Origin of the sequence: Neobacillus kokaensis, assembly GCF_014656545.1 — a bacterium.
GTDB lineage: Bacteria > Bacillota > Bacilli > Bacillales > Cytobacillaceae > Neobacillus > Neobacillus kokaensis.
Window position 1 is genome coordinate 1 of sequence record NZ_BNDS01000036.1, and the last position, 19,052, is coordinate 19,052.

Genomic DNA, 19,052 nt, shown 5'->3' on the forward strand with positions numbered 1-19,052 from the left:
CTCTTCCTCCGCCATATTTTTTTAAAGAATAATATTTTTTACTATCGCGGGGTGGAGCAACAAGCGTTGCTTCGTTGAATAATCTGCGAGTTGTACCGACTGAACCGCCGCTTGAATTAACTTTCTGAAGTCGGGACAGTCCTTGTAATTAAGGGCATGATCAATATTTGATATTTTCTACTATCGCGGGGTGGAGCAGTCCGGTAGCTCGTCGGGCTCATAACCCGAAGGTCGCAGGTTCAAATCCTGCCCCCGCAATACGGTCTGGTAGTTCAGTTGGTTAGAATGCCTGCCTGTCACGCAGGAGGTCGCGGGTTCGAGTCCCGTCCAGACCGCCACTTATACATAATTAAGTTGGTTTTAGGGAATAGTAACAAACTACAGTTAATCTATCTGTAGGGTACAAAATTTAATATGGCTCAGTAGCTCAGTCGGTAGAGCAAAGGACTGAAAATCCTTGTGTCGGCGGTTCGATTCCGTCCTGAGCCATCTTTTTATGGGGAAGTACTCAAGAGGCTGAAGAGGCGCCCCTGCTAAGGGTGTAGGTCGGGTAACCGGCGCGAGGGTTCAAATCCCTCCTTCTCCGCCATATATATTGCGCCTTTAGCTCAGCTGGATAGAGCATACGCCTTCTAAGCGTACGGTCAGAGGTTCGAATCCTCTAAGGCGCGTAATGATAAAAAACGATTGGATTTGTATATTTCTTTATTATGAACCTCCAGATGATGGAGAATGGCATTTGAATTATATTATTTCCTTTTTGAATTGTTTTTTAGTGATTAGGTCAGATAACGGAAAAAAAGCCCGCTCTTCATTGTTAATGAGTTGGCTTTTTTTGTTTTAATTGCTGCATTTCATATGTATGGCTGCTGTTAGGTTTGTGTATTAATAATTATGCAAAATATTGTTATCATTTTAACCGAAATTATTGCTATAATACTAGTTGAGAATATTGCTTGACCAATTGAATCTTATATAAGCTCATAGGTGCCTTGTCATTGGATAAGGTTAAAAGGGAAGCCGGTGTGATTCCGGCGCGGTCCCGCCACTGTTAATCGGGGACAACCTCGCAATACCACTGTTCCATCAAAAGGAATGGGAAGGAGAGGAAGTCGCGTTACCCGTAAGCCAGGAAACCTGCCTATCTAGCTTGCCAACGAAATCCTTCGCGGAAAAGGATAGGCATAATCAGTATAATTATTTTATTTGTCTGGTTTTCGCACGCCTTGTTTCCGAATGGAAGCAGGGCTTTTTTCGTTGTTCAGGACAAGACTTCAAGATATCAAGCTCATCTCGAACCATAAAAGAAGGGAAGAGGATTGAGTATGAAAAAGTTTGTGGCATTACTATTAACTGTATTGGCAGCGATGTCAATCAGTGCTTGTGGGTCAGGAGATGACGGGGGAGGAAATAGTTCTTCTCAGAAAGTATCTTCAGAAGTTGAAAGTAACGGAAAGGTTAAAAATGAATCGAGTGAGAAAGCAACGGTTTATCCGCTGACAGTGAAGGATGCAACGGGCTTAGAGTTAACCTTTAATAAAGCACCAGAGCGTATCGTTTCCACTTCTCCATCTGAGACGGAAATTCTCTTCGCTCTAGGCTTGGGCGATAAAATTTACGGTGTATCAGATTATGATGATTACCCGAAAGAAGCATTAACGAAGCCAAAAGTAGGAGGAGTAACAAAGCCGAATGAGGAAGCAATTATAGCTGCCAATCCAGATCTGGTAATTGGCGGCATTTCAATGAAAGATGATATAGTGGAGAAATTTCGTGGTTTAGGTCTTCCATTATATAAAACGGAGCCGAAAAAGATAGACGATATTTTAAACAATATTATCCAAATTGGCGTCATTACAGATACACAGGTAAAAGCAGAAGAACTTGTTGCACAAATGAAGAAGGATATTAGCGCTGTAACAGATACTGCTGCAGCTCTTAAAGAAGAAGATAAGAAAAAAGTATATATTGAATTTTCCCCAGGATGGACGGTTGGGAAGGGTGAATTTATGGATGAACTGATTACGATGGCCGGAGGCATTAATATTGCCTCAGATATGAAAGGCTGGAACGCCATCAATGAAGAGAAAATCATTCAGGATAACCCAGAAGTGATTCTGTACACCGCTAATGCTGTTGATAAGTCCGGCAAAACGCTGGAAGAACTAATTAAATCAAGAAATGGCTGGGAGAGGATTACAGCGATTCAAGACAACAATTTGACAGGGATAGAAGGAAATATTATGTCTAGACCTGGTCCGCGGATAACAGAAGCTCTTACAAAAATTGCCGAATCCATTTATCCGGACTTGTATAAGAAATGAAACGAAGATTAGCAATATGGGGGGGAGCGGGGGTCGTTCTCCTGCTTCTTTCAGTGATTGTTAGCTTGTCACTTGGATCTGCAAACCTGCGTCTTTCGCATGTTTGGGGAATTATCCTGGACCAGCTTCCTTTTCTAGAAGGTATCATAGATACAAACTGGGCGGCATCATCTGAGCAAATCATCTTAAAAGTCCGGTTGCCGCGGGTTTTTCTTGCCATCCTTGTTGGAGCGTGTCTGTCACTTGCCGGTGCTGGTTTTCAAGGGGTATTACGCAACCCGTTAGCTGACCCGTATACATTAGGGGTAGCCTCGGGTTCTGCAGTAGGTGCTGCTTTCCTCATTTTATTCGACTTTCATACGATTTTATTGGGTGTTTGGACCATCCCATTGGTTGCATTTGTGACAGGATTAATCAGTTTGCTTGTGGTGCTTCGTTTAGCAAATGTACAGGGAAAGTATAAATTAGAAACAATCATTTTATCTGGTGTTGTTGTTTCGGCTTTTCTAGGTGCCATTGTTTCCTTTATGGTTTCAATGTCGGATCAGGTGGTAAATGAAATCGTTTTTTGGCTAATGGGGAGTTTAGCCCTTAGAGGCTGGTCATTTACCTTTGTGCTTATACCTTATTTAGCCATTGGCCTTGTAGTACTGCTCTCATATGGACGAACATTGAATTTATTTGCATTAGGAGAAAGGCAGGCAGCACATTTGGGTGTCAATATTAAACGTACACGGTTAGTTGTATTGATTGTTTCCACCCTCATTACTGCTGCTGCAGTGTCTATTGTTGGAACGATTGGCTTTGTCGGACTTGTCGTCCCGCATTTACTCAGACTGATGGTCGGGCCAGATTACCGACTATTACTGCCTTTGTCAGTGATCTTCGGTGCAATATATGTTCTTTGGGCGGATACGATTGCCCGTACATTACTTAGCCCCACGGAGATTCCACTCGGAGTTGTGACCGCAGTTCTTGGCGCGCCATTCTTTGCATACTTGCTTCGTAGAAACAAGCAAATGTCAGGGGGAAATTGATGGATGTTTATTGAAGTCGATATGCTGTGTAAACGGTTTGACAATCAGTCAGTGCTTGAGGAAATTAGCTTTTCAGTTAATCGTGGAGAATGCCTGGGGATTATTGGACCGAATGGAAGCGGAAAGTCTACATTACTAAAGCTATTGTCAGGAGTGGAAAGTGCTACAGCTGGAAAAATTGAAGTAAATGGGAAACAGATTGAACAATATCCTCGAAAAGATCTGGCCAAATGGCTGGCAGTCTTGCAGCAGGAATCTCTGCCTCCCATTGGTTTTACAGTAAGAGAGGTAATCGAGATGGGACGGTTTCCTTTTCAAAATTGGCTCGGAGGAGAAGAAGAAGCCGACATTGAACGGCTTATTGATTCAATTCTCGATAAAATGGGGTTAAATGATTTAAGTGATCGGCATCTTGAAAACTTAAGCGGCGGAGAACGTCAGCGAGTAGCTCTTGGCAAGACCATGGCCCAGCAGCCAAAGCTCCTCATGCTTGATGAACCAACCACTTATCTCGATATTGGCCATCAGATACTCCTAATGGATCGAATTCGAGAATGGCAGCTGGAGGATGATTTGACAGTTATTTCGGTTTTGCATGATTTAAATATAGCTGCGCTCTATTGTGACAGTTTATTGCTTTTACATAATGGGAGAGTTGTAGCAGCGGGATCTCCAGAGGATATTATTCGAACGGATTTGATTGAGGAAGTTTACGGTACTGCACCCATTGTGATGAACCATCCTGTTTATGGATTACCGCAAATTATCCTTCAGGGAGAAAGTATCGCTCAGCGGACGATTCCTGCACAAAGGAAAGTAGAAAAGATGGAAATCGTCCAATAACTGAATGGCACAATGGAAGTTATACGTGAGTGCTGCGATTTGGGGTTATTTTTTTAATAGATATGTGAAAATGTGTTCAAAAAACCAAGAGGAGGGGTTAGTAATGAGTAAACCTAGTAAGGAGCGGGGATTAACACTTGTTTACACAGGTGATGGTAAAGGAAAAACAACGGCTGCTGTGGGGCTTGCTATACGGGCATTGGGTCGAGGGAAGCGAGTGTTAATTATTCAATTTATTAAATCACCCCAGCGTACTTATGGAGAAAAACTCGTATTTGACAAGCTGGGAATTGAAATGGTCCAAAAAGGGATTGGGTTCACTTGGACAAAGACGCCTGATGAGCATCGTGATGCGCTCAAAGATGCATGGACATATACGAAAGAGAGGGTGATGGCAGGTGAGCATGACCTTGTCATTTTAGATGAGATCAATAACGCACTTGCTATCAATAATTTCCCAATTGATGATGTACTTCCAATTAGTGAAGTACTCGAGCTAATTGCGAATCGCCCACAAGGGATGCATCTTGTCCTTACTGGAAGAGGCGCTAATTCGAAGATTATTAAAGCAGCTGATCTAGTTTCAGAAATCAATGTAAATAAGCATTATTATGATGGGGGTATACCAGCTGTTATGGGAATCGAGCTATAAGATGAAGTTAAGTTGATTATTTGCTGGCATTCTCAAAAGAATGTATGAAACCTAGTGAGTTAATTAGCAATCGGCAAAAAGAAATGAGAGAGGAGAGTGAATCATAATGAGAATTGTATCGCTATGCCCAAGTAACACTGAGCTTTTAGGTTTTATGGGATTGACATCATATATCGTCGGTGTTGATAACTATTCGGACTGGCCTGTGGAGATTAACGGTTTGCCTAGAATAGGTTCCGATTTGGATATCGACATTACTGCTGTCGAAGCCCTCCAGCCAGATTTAGTTCTCGCTTCATTGTCGGTGCCTGGCATGGAGAAGAACATTGCTGGCTTGAAGGAGAGGGGATTACCTTTTATCACGCTTAATCCTAAGAGTTTGTCTGAGATTGGGGATAATATGCTTGAGGTGGGGAATGCGACGGGACAAGAAGTAATTGCGCATGCTGCCCACCGTAAATATTTTACATTGCTGGAGAAGTATGCAGAGATTGGGCGAATGATTGAGGAACGGCCCTTGTTGTATTGGGAATGGTGGCCAAAGCCGGTATTTACACCGGGTTATGCGAATTGGTTAACAGAAATTAGCGATATAGCTGGTGGCCGTAATATTTTCGCTGATGACGAGCGGGCTAGTGTCAAAACAGATTGGGAGGATGTCCGAAAGCGTAATCCTGATTATATATTGCTGGCATGGGTTGGTGTGATGGAAAAACAAGTTAAACCGGAATTGCTTAAACAACGACCAAATTGGCCAGAATTGAAGGCGATAAAGGATAATCGGGTAATTGTGATGGAGGAGTCGCTTTATTGTAGGCCATCTCCTCGTTTAATACTCGGAATTCAAAAGTTGGGTGCCCTGCTTCATCCGAATCTTTTCACCGTATATGATGAGCAGAAAGCGGAGGAATGGTTATGTCCATCAATAGAATTGTAGTGGCAGGAACGGGAAGTGGTGTTGGGAAGACAACAGTGGCTATAGGCCTTATGGCTGCGTATAAAGCAAAGGGCTATACGGTGCAGGGATTTAAATGCGGACCAGACTATATTGATCCGACTTACCAAACCGCAGTGACCGGCAGAAAATCTCGAAATTTAGACAGCTGGATGTGTAGCGATTTAGCCGTAAAGGAGATTTTTGTACGCGGTTGTCAAGGCGCGGATGTAGCGATTATTGAGGGGGCAATGGGATTATTTGATGGGAAGGATCCTCTCTCAGATACGGGAAGTGCTGCGGAAATTGCCGAGATTACAAATAGCCCAGTGCTGCTCGTTGTTGATTGCGGCGGAATGGCACGGAGTGCAGCTGCAATAGTGAAGGGATTTCAAACATTTTCCCCTGCTATTCGCCTTTGTGGGGTTGTTGCAAACCGTGTGGGGAGTGTTGGTCATTACGAGTTAGTTCGGAAAGCAGTAGAAAAAGAATGCGGGATTCCTGTCATTGGCTATTTATCAAAGGATGATCGGCTTTGTATGCCAGAGCGCCATCTGGGACTTGTTCCTTCCATTGAACGTGGAGAACTTAAGCCTTTCTTTGACTTACTCTCAGAAACGATTCGAAATAACTTTGACTTGGATCGTCTTTATCAAATGATGGGCTCAGAAAAAATTGAATCACCGTCTATTTTATTTGGAACTCAAAAAAAGCAAGAGGGTAAAGTAAGAATCGCCGTTGCAATGGATGAGGCGTTTCATTTTTACTATCCCGAAAATTTGGAGCTATTAGAGTATTATGGAGCGGATCTAGTCTTTTTCTCACCACTTAACGGGGAACGGGTCTCTCCGGATGTACAGGGGCTCTATATAGGTGGCGGGTTTCCAGAAGAGTTTGCAGCATCGTTATCAGCGCAGGAAGATGTACTCATGTCTGTTCGGGAGGCTATCCAAAGCGGCATGCCAACGGTCGCGGAATGCGGCGGATTTATGTTTTTGTCCGAATCTATTGAAACAGTTGGCGGAGTGGTATATCCGTTGGTTGGCATGATTCCCGGCAAGGTGAAGATGCATACGAAGCTTGCCGCACTTGGTTACCGGGAAGTAACAGGAATGGACAAGAATTTCTTAATTGGACCGAATGACAGAGCCAGAGGGCATGAGTTTCATTACTCAACCTTCGAGTCATCACGAGCGATTACTCCATCCTATATTACAACTGGATTACGGGGCATGAAGCATGAAGGCTTCTTGTTAAATAATCTTGTAGCAGGCTATACACATTTACATTTTGCTTCTGCACCAGTATTAGCTCGGCGCTGGGTAGAACAGTGTACGATGTTTAAAAACGGTGTCTGTGAGCGCCTATAATAAGTCTAAACCTTACGAGGTTTGCTAATGCTTATAAACGAAGAAGCAGGTCCCAATAAAGGATAGCCTGCTTCTAAATATTAAATCGACGGGGCATCCGTCGATTTTTAATGTGTTCTTAGTCCTTTTACTGGCAGCTTCCAATCATAAGTATATGAGAGAACCCGCAGGCCCGTAACGATAACGAACAGAGTATATAATTGCCAAGGCTCAACGGCTATTTTTAAACCAATAATGACTCCTGCTACAATGGCCCAAAGGGCGTAAATCTCTTCTCTTAGAACAATTGGTTTTCTTCTGGCAAGCAAGTCACGAATAATCCCTCCGCCAATTCCAGTGAGTACAGCGGCAACGATGACAGCACTAAGCGGGTGTCCCATTTTTGAAGCGTAAATGGCTCCCTGTATAGCAAAGGCGGACAAACCAATTGCATCAAACATATTCCCCCACTTTTGCCAATGTTTTAATAGGTTTGTTGGAAATAGCATAATTGCGGTAATTGATAGTAAAGCAATTATAAATAGTAATCCCTGACTCCATAATGCCGAAACCGGGACTCCAATTAACAAATTCCGAACGGCCCCGCCTCCAAAGGCAGTTACAGTTCCTAAAATATAAACACCTAAAATATCATATTCCTCTTCCATTGCAACAATGGCCCCGCTGACAGCAAATGCAATGGTGCCAATCATACTAAGTACTTCCCATGTCATTTTCTCTGATGTCACCTCTATATTCCTTTAAGTTAACACATTGTGTTTAATAGTTTAGTAAGTAGTAAAACAGTTTGATTTTAACACTTCTCCAGCAAAATACAACTTATTTTTATATAAATTCTGATTAAGTAGTAAAGATGGGGACACGAGGGTGATTAAAAACCTTGTTTTCGCAGTTCACAACTTGTGGTCATCACTTAATTTGAAGAAGATTTGTTAGGCTGATATAATGCTTTTCTTATTATTCTAAATATTTTAAATAAACATTTACACCAATTTGAAGTTGTGCTATATTCAGTAAGGTATAACAATATTTACTATGAACGTAGTAAAAACGTATAGTTGGTAGCCGTGAAAGGAGGAGTGTCAAGTATTCTCAGTAATTATATCTCATAAAAAGTATGTATCGTATAATTGTGAAACTTAAAAAAATGTTATAAATCGGGGTGAGATTATGGAACAAAGGATACAAGAGATACCATTAAATAAAATGCAGAATAATATTTCTTATGAAACACTAATTCAAACGAGGGAATTCAAAGAGCTGGTTCAAAAGAAAAAATCATTTATTCTTCCAACTACAATCTTTTTTCTGATCTTTTATTTTACATTACCTTTATTGGCTGCTTATACGAAATTATTGCATTCAGAAGTGGTTGGACCTATTACTGGTGTATGGATTTTTGCCGCCTTACAATTCTTACTTGTCTGGGTATGCGGTTTAATTTACGTTAAGAAATCCGAAAAATATGATAATTTTGCCGAGGTTATATTACATAAATATAGAAAGGAACTGAGTGAATGAGTATTCTTTCGATTCTTTTATTTGTAGGAATTATTACTTTAACACTAGCAATCACCTATTTTTCTTCAAAGAAGACTAAAAGCACCAGTGACTTTTATACAGCTGGAGGTGGACTTACCGCTACCCAGAATGGTTTAGCTATAGCCGGGGATTTTATGTCGGCCGCATCCTTTTTAGGAATAACTGGTGCGATTTCTTTAATTGGATTTGACGGATTTTATATGAGTATTGGAAATCTATTAGGCTTTCTATTTTTACTTTACTTAATTGCAGAACCTATGCGCAATTTAGGAAAATATACATTGGCTGATATGATTACCGCTCGTTTTAAATCCAATAAAGTTCGTGGTACGGCAGCAGCCAGCACATTAGTTATTTCAATCTTTTATATGATTGCCCAATTAGTCGGCGGCGGCGCCCTGATAAGTTTAATGCTGGGAATCGATTATTGGATAGCTGTTGTGATTGTAGGAGTCTTAATGACTGTCTATGTTATTTTTGGCGGGATGACCGCAACAAGCTGGGTTCAAATTATAAAGGCCGTACTTTTGCTTGGCGGCTCGCTTGTGTTAACCTTTTTAGTATTTGCCAAGTTTGACTTCAGCATTATTAAAATGTTCCAGCAAATTAAATCAGCTAGTCCATTTGGTGCAGAATTAGCGAATCCAGGTAACAAGTACAGTAATGGATTGGATATGATTTCTCTTAATATGGCACTTGTCCTTGGAGTTGCAGGACTGCCGCATTTGTTGATTCGCTTTTTCACTGTAAAGGATGCGGCAACAGCAAGAAAATCAGTGTATTATTCCACTTGGTTTATCGGAGCATTTTTTCTAATGGTTGTCTTTTTAGGATTTGGAGCAACTGTTTTTGTCGGCTGGGACGAAATTATGGCTGCTAATCCTGCTGGGAATATGGCCGCGCCAATGTTAGCGCTTTCGATGGGCGGGGACTTCTTATTTGCCTTTATTTCGGCCGTTGCTTTTGCGACTATTCTAGCCGTTGTTTCGGCTCTTGTTTTAACGTCTGCGTCAGCATTCGCCCACGATATTTATGGACAAATTATTAAAAAAGGAAAGATTACAGAGAAACAACAAATGAAGGTAGCTCGTATTTCGTCTATCATTGTTGCCGTTGCTTCAATCCTTTTAGCATTAGTAGCTAAGAATTTAAATGTGGCGTTTTTGTCTGTGCTGGCTCTAGGGATTGCAGCAAGTGCTAACCTGCCTGTAATGTTATGTACAATTTATTGGAAACGCTTTAATTCGACAGGTGCTGTAACAGGAATGTTAGTGGGATTAATCAGTTCGGTTGTGCTTGTTTTGTTAAGCCCGAATGTCTGGAACCCAGAAGCAGGTAAAGCGATTTTAACAGGAGATCCTTTATTTCCATTAACAAACCCGACTATTTTTACAGTGCCGCTAGGTTTTATTGGCGCATTCTTAGGCACGGTCCTATCTTCTAAGAAGAAGGCTGAAACAGGATGCTTTGAAGAAGTATTATTTAAAACCAACACTGGATTTGGAATCAGCACACCTAAAGAACATTAGAAAATTAATAAAATTAAGTTCCCCAATCCAAAGGTTTGTCCGGTATTTATACGGTGAGCCTTTGGATTTTGTTGTGAAGCGAGGTAAAGTTAGATAATTATAAGTGGTGTCGAGGAACGCCAGGCCGGTTAGGGCAGCTGTGAACTCAGTTACAATGGTATAATAGACTCGTTGGCAAAGGGAATGGATTTACTCAGAACCGGACGTTAGAATATTCTTATATAAGTTTCTAGAAAGTAGGAATGAAAGAATGTATCGAATCGGCGTGGTTGGTCCAAGTGTGTCAGTAAATAGAATTCTTAAACTGGCAAAAGAAATTGAACAAGAAATGGAATTTAAACCTTACTCTTATTCAGAGGCAACAGAGGTAGAGAAAATTGTAGTAGAACATGATGAACAAGTTGATTTCTGGCTCTTTTCAGGGTATATCCCGTATATGGTTGCTAAAAAAACATTATCCTCAGATGAAAAAATGGTATATATATTCTCCACGGAATCCAGTACCTATAAGAGTTTCATGGAGCTGGTTTATTCTCAAGGGAGACTATTGGATCGAGTAAGCATCGACATGATTCCAGCCACAAATGTAGCCGAAGGCGATAGCTTGCAGCAATTAAAAGAAACGGTAAAAGAGCTTTATGTGAAAACCTTTGATGCTGATATTGATTCCAGGGAATTGTTTACCTTCCATTATGATTTATGGAAACAAAAAAAGATTGATGGAGCTTTGACATGTTATCCAAGTGTGAACGAGGCTCTAAATAAAGCAGGTGTTCCTGCAAATTTGATGTCACCTACCCGTATAGAAATTTTTCAAACCATCAGGATCTTTTTCGAAAAGATAAAGACTTCTTACTATAAAGATACTCAGATTGGCGTTGAAAAAATCGAGGTAAAAGACTTTGATTCTATTAAAGAAAAAATGGAGAAAACCTATCAAATCCAGTATTTAGAGCTAAGGTTGAAGGAAACGCTGATCCAGCTTTGTGAGAAAATAGATGGCTCTCTCTTTGAGGAAGGAAATGGGCGATATACGATTTTTAGTTCCCGCGGTGCTATCGAACGGGAGATTCAGACATTAAAAGATAAAGTCCACTACTTGTCGCTTGAAGCGAATACAACTGTTTCTGTAGGAATTGGTTTTGGAAAAACTGTATTAGCAGCAGAAATAAATGCTCATCGTGCTCTGCAGCAGTCGAAGAAAAAAGAGGAACAAGGGATTGTTGTTATTGTTCAGGATGATGGAACGATCATTGAGTCAGCTGGACAGGACGAAGAACTGACTTATAGCTATCGGACAGATGATAAAGTTTTATTGGAGAAATTGAAGAAGGGAAACATCAGTGTCAAAACGTTTAAGAAAATTGACGCTTTAATCCAAAAAATGGGCTGGCGTGATTTTACAACGAGGGATTTGTCGGTAAATCTTCAGATGGGTGAACGAAATGCCCAGCGGATTGTGGCTGAATTATGTGATGCAGGCTTAGCAGAGAGTATTGGTGAAGAGTCGCAACACGATCGAGGAAGGCCAATTAAAATATATCGATTGAAATAAGCACTCCTATTTAAGGATGCTTATTTTTTATGCGTTTGGAAAAAAAAAACTATTGAATGGGGTCGGAATATTTCGTAAAATAAAAACATAAAGCGAAAATTTCGTTAAATATTCGCAAATGGATTCTGAAATCCCACGTGTTGTGATCCCTTAAGAATCAATACCCTAGACGTCACTGAAATGAAAGCACTTCCAATTTTATTCCAAAAATGTGGGGGGACATTCTTTAACAATCGAATCCGCATATAGTTTCATTTTATCGTCGAAAAATTATTTTATTTTTAAAAATAAGGAGCTGCATCATATGATATCAAAACGTACAAGAAATTGGATTCTAGCTTTACTTTTTCTAGGTTGGTCTTTAGGTAATCTAGATCGTTATATTATGAATTATGCCGTTTTGTCCATTACGGAAGACTTACATTTGAGTGCTTCCTCTACCGGACTCTTACTTAGCAGTTTTTTTGCCGGATATGCAATTATGCAAATGCCAGGAGGCTGGCTGGCAGACCGATTTGGGCCTAGAAAAGTTCTACTTTCCGCCGTTATTCTATGGTCCATTTTTACAGGATTAACTGGTGCGGCGTGGTCCCTAGCCTCCATGGTGATGATTCGTTTCTTATTTGGTATCGGAGAGGGTGGCTTTCAGCCTGCCAGCTCGAAAATCATATCACTTACGTTTCCTAAAGAAGAACGTGCTCGAGCCATGTCGGTTATGCTGTCATCAAGCGGTATTATTGCACTTATTATCCCGATCGCATCTGCAGCGCTCCTTACGACGATAGGCTGGAGGACCACGTTTGTCATTATGGGGATCTCCGGTGTTATTATTGCCGCTCTATACTGGTACTTCATTAAACTTCCACATAGTGGGTCAAAAGGGGGTATCACCCAAACTTCAGTTTCGGGCCAAAAGGGATTATTCAGTTCGTTGTTTAAAACACCGATGGTATGGAATTTGGTTGTTGCCTATTTTTGTATTTATGCCGTTAACTGGGGACTTGCAACATGGATCCCAACCTATTTAGTTAAAACGCGTGGTCTCGATTTAATTTCACTTGGCTGGGTTCAGACGATTCCAGGTATCACCATGTTAGCAGGGATTTATTTAGGTGGTTATATCATTGATAAGATGCCAAAAGGATGGGAAAGATTGGCGGGAGGCTTTGCTTGCGCATGTATTGGAATATTGCTGTATTTAATGTTTACCGCTTCAAGTGTCACATCCTTTATTACGTATCAAACCATTGTTAATCTATTTATTGCCTTTGTCATTATTCTATTACCGGCAATCGTGCTTAAACAACTGCCGTCTTCTGTCACTGGAACGGCTATGGGAATAGCCAATACAGGCGGTCAATTGGCTGGTTTTATTACCCCAATGGCGATAGGTTTCATCGTTGATGCGTTTAATGGTTCATTTCATGCTGCTTTTTGGATGTTAATTGGATTCGCCATTGTCTGTATTGGGGCACTATTAACCATAAGTGATAAAAAAGGGGATCTTCTTAAACAAAACGAAGAAGAGGCTCTTGCATTAGAAGCCTGATCAATAAAGGGTATTAATGCTGGAAACACTTTTTATTGGAGGTCTTGTAAGTGAATTTACAAACAGTTATATCTAATCTTGTCGAAGAAAAAAGAGATAAGATTATCAAACTAAGTGATAGAATTTGGAATTGCCCAGAAATCTACTTCGAAGAACATCAATCATCGGAATATTTATGTAAAGCGTTGAAAGCTGAAGGTTTTCAGGTTGAGCAAAATGTTGCCGGACTGCAAACAGGGTTTATTGGAACCTATGGAACTGGTAAACCAATAATTGCTATTTTAGGAGAATTTGATGCTTTATCAGGCTTAAGTCAGAAAAAAGGCCTTGCCGAACATGCCCCGGTTGTTGCAGGCGGCCATGGGCATGGATGCGGTCATAACTTGCTAGGATCCGGGGCTTTTGCGGCTGTAGTTGCCGTTAAAGATTATATGGAGCAAACAGGTTTGAAGGGGACGGTACGTTATTATGGCTGTCCGGCGGAAGAAGCGGGCTCTGGTAAAGCATTTATGGCACGTGCGGGATTGTTTGATGATGTTGATCTTGCGTTTTCCTGGCATCCTTCATCAATACCTAGTATATGGAACGTCAGCACGCTTGCAAACTACTCTGCGACTTTCAAATTCAATGGGAAGAGTGCACATGCTGCCGCTGCTCCTCATTTAGGCCGCAGTGCTTTAGATGCGGTGGAATTGATGAACGTCGGTGTCAATTATTTACGAGAGCATATGATTCCGGAAGCGAGAGTGCATTATGCGATTACAGATACAGGCGGTACTTCGCCGAATGTTGTACAATCCCATGCTGAAGTTGTCTATTTAATCCGCGCATCAAAAAAGCAGCAAGTAAAAGAATTATACGAACGTGTTTATGATATTGCAAGAGGTGCGGCCTTGATGACTGGAACAACGATGGAAGTTGAGTTTGAAGGGACTGCTTCGAATTTAATCCCGAATACAACATTAGCAGAGATGATGTACAAAAATTTAACTGCCGTCGGTGTTCCTTCTTATGATGAATTTGACCAGCATTTTGCTAAAGAAATCCGCGCCACTCTTTCCCAGGAAGACATTGATGCCGATTTGGCAGGGTTGGATAAAGAAACGGCAAAGAAATTAAAAGATAAAGCCATTGTAGACATCATTCCTGCACTCGGCGATGAGGCGGCATTATCAGGATCAACTGATGTTGGTGATGTTAGCTGGGTTGTTCCAACGATGCAATGTTTGACAACATGCTTTGCGCTTGGAACCCCCCTTCATACCTGGCAGGTAGTGTCGCAAGGTTCCATGCCAATCGCCCACAAAGGCATGCTGCAAGCGGGGAAAGTTATCGCTTGCACCGCAATTGAAGCGATGCAAAATCAAGATATCATTGAAAAAGCGAAGGCAGAATGGAAAGAACGCTTGGACGGGGAAGCATATGTTTCCCTCATTCCAAAAGATGTGGTCCCGCCTCGAAAAGAAGTCCACATATAAAATCGATTTATGATGAGAATTTATTTAATTCTCATCATTTATTTTGCCTCTAAAGAAAGGAATGATGGAATATGGCTGTAGCAATCCCATTTGATCAAGATAAAACTTGCGAAAAACAAAGGGATATTGTCGATTTAGATAAATGGGTAGAGCACTATCGCTCCTATGCTGAAAAAGGTCAATGTGCTACCTATATACCAGCTTTAGAAAAGATAAATCCATCCCAATTAGGTGTTACGATGGTGGGACCTGATGGAAAGGTCTTAAAGTCTGGAGAGTGTGAAGTCGCTTTTACCTTACAAAGTATTTCGAAAGTCATTAGCTTTATAGCTGCCTGTTTAGATTTTGGAACTCCATATGTTCTAGATCGGGTAGATGTAGAACCTACGGGAGACGCTTTTAATTCTATTATTCGTTTAGAAATGCATAAGCCGGGAAGACCATTTAATCCTATGATTAATGCGGGCGCCCTTACCGTGGCTTCTTTACTTGGAGGAAGATCGTCCCTGGAAAAGATAGAATCGTTCTTATCTTTATTAGAAAAAATGATAGGAAAACGCCCGGCTATCAATGAGGAAGTGTTTCTGTCTGAATGGCAAACGGCCCATCGAAATCGGGCTTTGGCTTATTACTTAAAAGAAACTGGATTTCTGGAATCAACTGTTGAGGAATCTTTAGAGGTATATTTAAAGCAGTGTTCTATTGAAGTCAATACAGAAGATATAGCCATGATTGGATTAGTTCTTGCTTATGACGGATTCCATCCAATCCGAAAGGAACAGATTTTCTCCAAAGAAGTAGCCAGGTTAACAAAAGCATTGATGGTCACGTGTGGAATGTATAACGCTTCTGGTAAATTTGCAGCTAATATCGGTCTGCCGGCCAAAAGCGGAGTTTCTGGAGGAATCATGGCAGCCGTCCCAGCACGAGTTAGTGCTCACAATTCTCCCTTTCCACATGGATGCGGAATCGGACTTTATGGGCCGGCTATAGACGAATATGGTAATAGCGTAGCAGGGAGTATGCTGTTAAAACATATTGCAAGAGAATGGGATCTTAATATTTTCTGATGATATTATTTATGTAAATTGAGGTAATTCTCTGATCAGAAATAGCAACACGGCATTTAGAAGAGAGACGATTATAAAAAGAGCACAAAATTGTGTTCTTTTTTGTACTTTTTTTCAGCAATAATGTTTGGAAGGAATTTGTAATAAATGATAAACAATAACAAAAACCTATTGACATAAAAGTTTTTAGGTAGTAATATTATCTTGAATTCGAGATAAATGTTGTTTTATAAATAGCATAGAGAAGAAAATTAATTTTTTTGACATAATATCTTGAATTCGAGATAAAATTACATTTAGGAGGATTTTATAATGATAAATCTTGGTTTATTATTCATTCGCTTGGTAATTGGTTTGCTTTTTGTGGGTCACGGGGCGCAAAAATTGTTTGGCTGGTTCGGTGGTTACGGATTAAAAGGTACAGGCGGCTGGTTTGAATCTATTGGCATAAAACCAGGAGTTATCATGGCGCTATTCGCAGGATTAGCGGAACTGATCGGCGGCATTTTGTTTGCTTTAGGACTCCTAACACCGCTTGCTGGAATTATGATTGCCGGAACCATGGTTATGGCGATTGCTAAGGTGCACGGTGTAAACGGATTATGGGCAACATCAAATGGCTATGAATATAACTTAACCTTGCTTGCAGTTGCAATTGGAATAGCTTTAATCGGTCCTGGCCAATATGCTTTAGATGCCTTTTTATTCTAAAATATCTCGATCCCGAGATAAATGCAATTAACCTTGAATATAATGGACAAATTAATATTAAGAAGGAGTGAGTGAGATGAAACTATTAGGCTTACATCATGTATCAATTATGACTGGCAAAGCGGAAAAGAATTATGAGTTCTTTACAAAGATTTTAGGGATGAGATTGGTGAAGAAAACAGTCAATCAAGACGATACAAAGTCCTATCATCTATTCTATGCCGATGCCGAAGGTACTCCTGGTACAGAGGTCACTTTTTTTGACATCCCAGGGCTAGGAAATTCATACAGAGGAACATCTGATATTTCCACTGTATCTTTAAGAGTTCCAAGTACAGAGTCATTACTGTTTTGGAAAGAACGTTTTATTCAGTATGGGATTGAACATGGTGAGATTGAAAAAAGAGCGTATCGTGATACGTTAGCTTTTAGAGATTACGATGGAACTCGAATCATTCTTGTTGCTGATAATGGTGAAAAAGGTGTAAGAGCGGGTATTCCTTGGCATCGTGATGATATTCCGTTAGAACATGCCATTATTGGCCTAGGACCTGTAACCCTTACGGTTGGAATCGCGGAACCAACGATTGGAGTGCTTACTGAAGTGATGGGATTCCGCTTTGTTGGCTCCTATCCATCTCTTGAAGGAGATCATCCTGAGATTTTAGTTTATGCCACTGGTGAAGGCGGCACCGGGGCTGAAGTTCATATTGAAACAAGACCAGACCTGCCAAGAGCACGACTTGGCCGTGGTGGTGTGCACCATGTTGCATTCCGAGTCCCGAATGAAGAAGAATATGATCAATGGGCTCAGCGTTTAAAGGATAACCGCCTCCCAAACTCAGGTAAGGTGGAACGTTATTATTTTAAAGCGTTATATTTTAGAGAGCCAAATGGTATTTTGTTTGAATTATCGACAGACACACCAGGGTTTGCTACAGATGAACCAATGGAAACAATGGGGCAAACATTGGCCTTACCGCCATTTTTAGAGCCGCGCCGCAAAGAGATTGAAGCAAACTTACGGCCTCTAGAATTAAATTGAATTAGGACAATGAAGTAAAGAGGGAGATACCTAATGAAACATATATTCAATAAGGGTAAAGATCCGACAAAGCCAACGTTAGTATTGCTTCATGGGACTGGCGGCAATGAATTAGACCTGCTGCCGCTTGCGGGAATAATTGATGATAAGGCATCTGTTTTAAGTGTCCATGGGAATGTATTAGAGAATGGAATGCCGCGATTCTTTCGAAGATTAGCGGAAGGTGTGTTTGATGAGGAAGATCTTATTTTTCGAACGAAGGAATTAAATGGATTTCTTGATGAAGCGGCGGAAAAGTATAGGTTTAACCGTGATAATATTATTGCTATTGGCTATTCAAACGGAGCGAATATTGCCGCCAGTTTATTGTTTCACTATCAACATGCATTAAAAGGTGCGATTCTCCATCATCCAATGGTGCCGAGAAAAGGAATTGATCTGCCTGATCTATCAGGAAAGTCCGTGTTTATTGCTGCTGGAACGAATGACCCTATTTGTTCACCTTTAGAATCAGCTGAATTGCAATCATTATTAGAAAAGGCAAATGCAAAGGTGGAACTTCACTGGGAGAATCGGGGGCATCAATTGACAAATGAAGAAGCGGCGGCTGCGGCCCGGTGGTATAAACAATTCTATAATAAAAACAATAGTTTTTAGGGATATTATTTGAGAAGAGCGAAATAATAAGGCAGGGATAAAAATGAGTTTTTTATCAAAGTTATTTGGAAGTTCATCTGAAAAGGAGACAAAAACAATGACAAATGTGAAATTGGCAGTGATTTATTACAGTATGGGTGGAACAAATTATCAATTATCAAAGTGGGCCGAAGAAGGAGCAAAAGAAGCTGGGGCAGAAGTAAAGGTATTAAAAGTTCCTGAACTAGCCCCACAATCAGCGATTGAAGGGAATCCTGTTTGGAAAGCACATGTAGAAGCAACAAAAGATGTACCAGAAGTTAAATTGGATGACCTTGAATGGGCAGATGCTATTATTTTCAGTGTGCCAACTCGATTTGGTAATATGCCATCACAAATGAAGCAATTCCTAGACACAACTGGCGGCCTTTGGTTTAATGGGAAGCTGGTGAATAAGGTTGTGAGCGCCATGACATCGGCGCAAAATCCTCATGGCGGCCAAGAGGCAACCATTTTATCACTCTATACGTCAATGTATCATTGGGGTGCAATTGTTGCTGCTCCTGGTTATACTGACCCTGTAACATTTGGAGCAGGCGGTAACCCATATGGAACAAGTGTTACAGTTGGCCAAGATGGAAAAATGATTGAAGATGTGCAGGCAGCAGTAAAACACCAAGCGAAGCGGACTGTAACGGTTGCAGAATGGGTGAAAAAAGCAAATCAATAATAGATACGAGAGCTAATCGACAAGTTCGATTAGCTTTTATTTTGGGA

Annotated in this window: 17 protein-coding genes, 5 tRNA genes and 1 riboswitch; of the genes, 21 read left to right on the top strand and 1 reads right to left on the bottom strand. The window is 40.8% G+C overall.

Going from position 1 to position 19,052, the window contains the following annotated elements:
* Positions 1-184 precede the first annotated feature (184 nt).
* From IE222_RS23620 to IE222_RS23670, 11 genes are all read left to right on the top strand, one after another.
* A tRNA-Met gene (locus tag IE222_RS23620) sits at positions 185-258 on the top strand.
* 3 nt (positions 259-261) lie between these two features.
* A tRNA-Asp gene (locus IE222_RS23625) sits at positions 262-338 on the top strand.
* A 78-nt stretch (positions 339-416) separates the two neighbouring features.
* Positions 417-489, top strand: a tRNA-Phe gene (locus IE222_RS23630).
* Between the two features lie 9 nt (positions 490-498).
* Positions 499-589 (top strand) — tRNA-Ser (locus IE222_RS23635).
* Positions 590-597: 8 nt separating this feature from the next.
* Positions 598-671: transfer RNA gene (locus IE222_RS23640), tRNA-Arg, on the top strand.
* Positions 672-969: 298 nt separating this feature from the next.
* Positions 970-1,159: riboswitch (cobalamin riboswitch) on the top strand.
* A gap of 166 nt (positions 1,160-1,325) precedes the next feature.
* The gene (locus tag IE222_RS23645; RefSeq protein ID WP_191276849.1) at positions 1,326-2,324 is read left to right on the top strand and encodes an ABC transporter substrate-binding protein; all 999 of its coding nucleotides are present in this window, start codon (positions 1,326-1,328) and stop codon (positions 2,322-2,324) included.
* Positions 2,321-3,361, top strand: a complete 1,041-nt coding sequence (locus IE222_RS23650; RefSeq protein WP_191276850.1) for a FecCD family ABC transporter permease — start codon at positions 2,321-2,323, stop codon at positions 3,359-3,361. Before IE222_RS23645 ends, IE222_RS23650 begins: the two co-directional genes overlap by 4 nt.
* Before the next feature lie 3 nt (positions 3,362-3,364).
* Positions 3,365-4,204, top strand: a complete 840-nt coding sequence (locus IE222_RS23655; RefSeq protein ID WP_191276851.1) for an ABC transporter ATP-binding protein — start codon at positions 3,365-3,367, stop codon at positions 4,202-4,204.
* Between the two features lie 103 nt (positions 4,205-4,307).
* On the top strand, positions 4,308-4,856 hold the full coding sequence (locus IE222_RS23660; protein ID WP_191276852.1) for a cob(I)yrinic acid a,c-diamide adenosyltransferase: 549 nt from the start codon (positions 4,308-4,310) through the stop codon (positions 4,854-4,856).
* A 106-nt stretch (positions 4,857-4,962) separates the two neighbouring features.
* Positions 4,963-5,793, top strand: coding sequence for a cobalamin-binding protein (locus tag IE222_RS23665; RefSeq protein WP_191276853.1), 831 nt, complete (start codon positions 4,963-4,965; stop codon positions 5,791-5,793).
* Positions 5,772-7,160: a cobyrinic acid a,c-diamide synthase CobB gene (locus IE222_RS23670; protein WP_191276854.1), complete on the top strand. Its 1,389-nt coding sequence runs from the start codon at positions 5,772-5,774 to the stop codon at positions 7,158-7,160. Before IE222_RS23665 ends, IE222_RS23670 begins: the two co-directional genes overlap by 22 nt.
* Before the next feature lie 107 nt (positions 7,161-7,267).
* Here the strand turns inward: IE222_RS23670 and IE222_RS23675 are convergent, their stop codons facing one another.
* Positions 7,268-7,873 (bottom strand): trimeric intracellular cation channel family protein, encoded by a 606-nt coding sequence (locus tag IE222_RS23675; RefSeq protein WP_191276855.1) that lies wholly within the window; start codon positions 7,871-7,873, stop codon positions 7,268-7,270.
* A gap of 457 nt (positions 7,874-8,330) precedes the next feature.
* On the opposite strand from IE222_RS23675, the gene IE222_RS23680 reads away from it, so the two are divergent.
* From IE222_RS23680 to wrbA, 10 genes are all read left to right on the top strand, one after another.
* Positions 8,331-8,681 carry a DUF485 domain-containing protein gene (locus IE222_RS23680; RefSeq protein WP_191276856.1) on the top strand — a complete coding sequence of 117 codons (351 nt, stop codon included), beginning with the start codon at positions 8,331-8,333 and terminating at the stop codon, positions 8,679-8,681.
* Positions 8,678-10,231, top strand: coding sequence for a solute symporter family protein (locus tag IE222_RS23685; protein ID WP_191276857.1), 1,554 nt, complete (start codon positions 8,678-8,680; stop codon positions 10,229-10,231). The genes IE222_RS23680 and IE222_RS23685 overlap by 4 nt, the downstream gene beginning before the upstream one ends.
* A 250-nt stretch (positions 10,232-10,481) precedes the next feature.
* Positions 10,482-11,786, top strand: a complete 1,305-nt coding sequence (locus tag IE222_RS23690; RefSeq protein ID WP_191276858.1) for a hypothetical protein — start codon at positions 10,482-10,484, stop codon at positions 11,784-11,786.
* A 304-nt stretch (positions 11,787-12,090) separates the two neighbouring features.
* Entirely contained in the window at positions 12,091-13,335 is a 1,245-nt protein-coding gene (locus IE222_RS23695; RefSeq protein ID WP_191276859.1) for an MFS transporter, read from the top strand.
* A gap of 50 nt (positions 13,336-13,385) precedes the next feature.
* The gene (locus IE222_RS23700) at positions 13,386-14,813 is read left to right on the top strand and encodes a M20 family metallopeptidase (protein ID WP_191276860.1); all 1,428 of its coding nucleotides are present in this window, start codon (positions 13,386-13,388) and stop codon (positions 14,811-14,813) included.
* A 71-nt stretch (positions 14,814-14,884) separates the two neighbouring features.
* Positions 14,885-15,883 (top strand): glutaminase, encoded by a 999-nt coding sequence (locus tag IE222_RS23705; RefSeq protein ID WP_191276861.1) that lies wholly within the window; start codon positions 14,885-14,887, stop codon positions 15,881-15,883.
* Between the two features lie 312 nt (positions 15,884-16,195).
* Positions 16,196-16,594 (top strand): DoxX family protein, encoded by a 399-nt coding sequence (locus tag IE222_RS23710; RefSeq protein WP_191276862.1) that lies wholly within the window; start codon positions 16,196-16,198, stop codon positions 16,592-16,594.
* 76 nt (positions 16,595-16,670) lie between these two features.
* Entirely contained in the window at positions 16,671-17,639 is a 969-nt protein-coding gene (locus IE222_RS23715; protein ID WP_191276863.1) for a ring-cleaving dioxygenase, read from the top strand.
* Between the two features lie 33 nt (positions 17,640-17,672).
* Positions 17,673-18,296 (top strand): alpha/beta hydrolase, encoded by a 624-nt coding sequence (locus tag IE222_RS23720; RefSeq protein WP_191276864.1) that lies wholly within the window; start codon positions 17,673-17,675, stop codon positions 18,294-18,296.
* Between the two features lie 43 nt (positions 18,297-18,339).
* On the top strand, positions 18,340-19,005 hold the full coding sequence (wrbA, locus tag IE222_RS23725; protein WP_191276865.1) for an NAD(P)H:quinone oxidoreductase: 666 nt from the start codon (positions 18,340-18,342) through the stop codon (positions 19,003-19,005).
* Positions 19,006-19,052 lie beyond the last annotated feature (47 nt).

Excerpts from the sequence above, each read along its gene's own strand:
- IE222_RS23660 (WP_191276852.1), top strand. The coding sequence starts at position 4,308 with ATGAGTAAACCTAGTAAGGAGCGGGGATTAACACTTGTTTACACAGGT.
- IE222_RS23680 (WP_191276856.1), top strand. The coding sequence starts at position 8,331 with ATGGAACAAAGGATACAAGAGATACCATTAAATAAAATGCAGAATAAT.
- IE222_RS23675 (WP_191276855.1), bottom strand. The coding sequence starts at position 7,873 with ATGACATGGGAAGTACTTAGTATGATTGGCACCATTGCATTTGCTGTC.
- IE222_RS23665 (WP_191276853.1), top strand. The coding sequence starts at position 4,963 with ATGAGAATTGTATCGCTATGCCCAAGTAACACTGAGCTTTTAGGTTTT.
- IE222_RS23720 (WP_191276864.1), top strand. The coding sequence starts at position 17,673 with ATGAAACATATATTCAATAAGGGTAAAGATCCGACAAAGCCAACGTTA.
- IE222_RS23670 (WP_191276854.1), top strand. The coding sequence starts at position 5,772 with ATGTCCATCAATAGAATTGTAGTGGCAGGAACGGGAAGTGGTGTTGGG.
- IE222_RS23645 (WP_191276849.1), top strand. The coding sequence starts at position 1,326 with ATGAAAAAGTTTGTGGCATTACTATTAACTGTATTGGCAGCGATGTCA.
- IE222_RS23695 (WP_191276859.1), top strand. The coding sequence starts at position 12,091 with ATGATATCAAAACGTACAAGAAATTGGATTCTAGCTTTACTTTTTCTA.
- wrbA (WP_191276865.1), top strand. The coding sequence starts at position 18,340 with ATGAGTTTTTTATCAAAGTTATTTGGAAGTTCATCTGAAAAGGAGACA.
- IE222_RS23705 (WP_191276861.1), top strand. The coding sequence starts at position 14,885 with ATGGCTGTAGCAATCCCATTTGATCAAGATAAAACTTGCGAAAAACAA.
- IE222_RS23650 (WP_191276850.1), top strand. The coding sequence starts at position 2,321 with ATGAAACGAAGATTAGCAATATGGGGGGGAGCGGGGGTCGTTCTCCTG.
- IE222_RS23710 (WP_191276862.1), top strand. The coding sequence starts at position 16,196 with ATGATAAATCTTGGTTTATTATTCATTCGCTTGGTAATTGGTTTGCTT.
- IE222_RS23655 (WP_191276851.1), top strand. The coding sequence starts at position 3,365 with ATGTTTATTGAAGTCGATATGCTGTGTAAACGGTTTGACAATCAGTCA.
- IE222_RS23685 (WP_191276857.1), top strand. The coding sequence starts at position 8,678 with ATGAGTATTCTTTCGATTCTTTTATTTGTAGGAATTATTACTTTAACA.
- IE222_RS23715 (WP_191276863.1), top strand. The coding sequence starts at position 16,671 with ATGAAACTATTAGGCTTACATCATGTATCAATTATGACTGGCAAAGCG.
- IE222_RS23690 (WP_191276858.1), top strand. The coding sequence starts at position 10,482 with ATGTATCGAATCGGCGTGGTTGGTCCAAGTGTGTCAGTAAATAGAATT.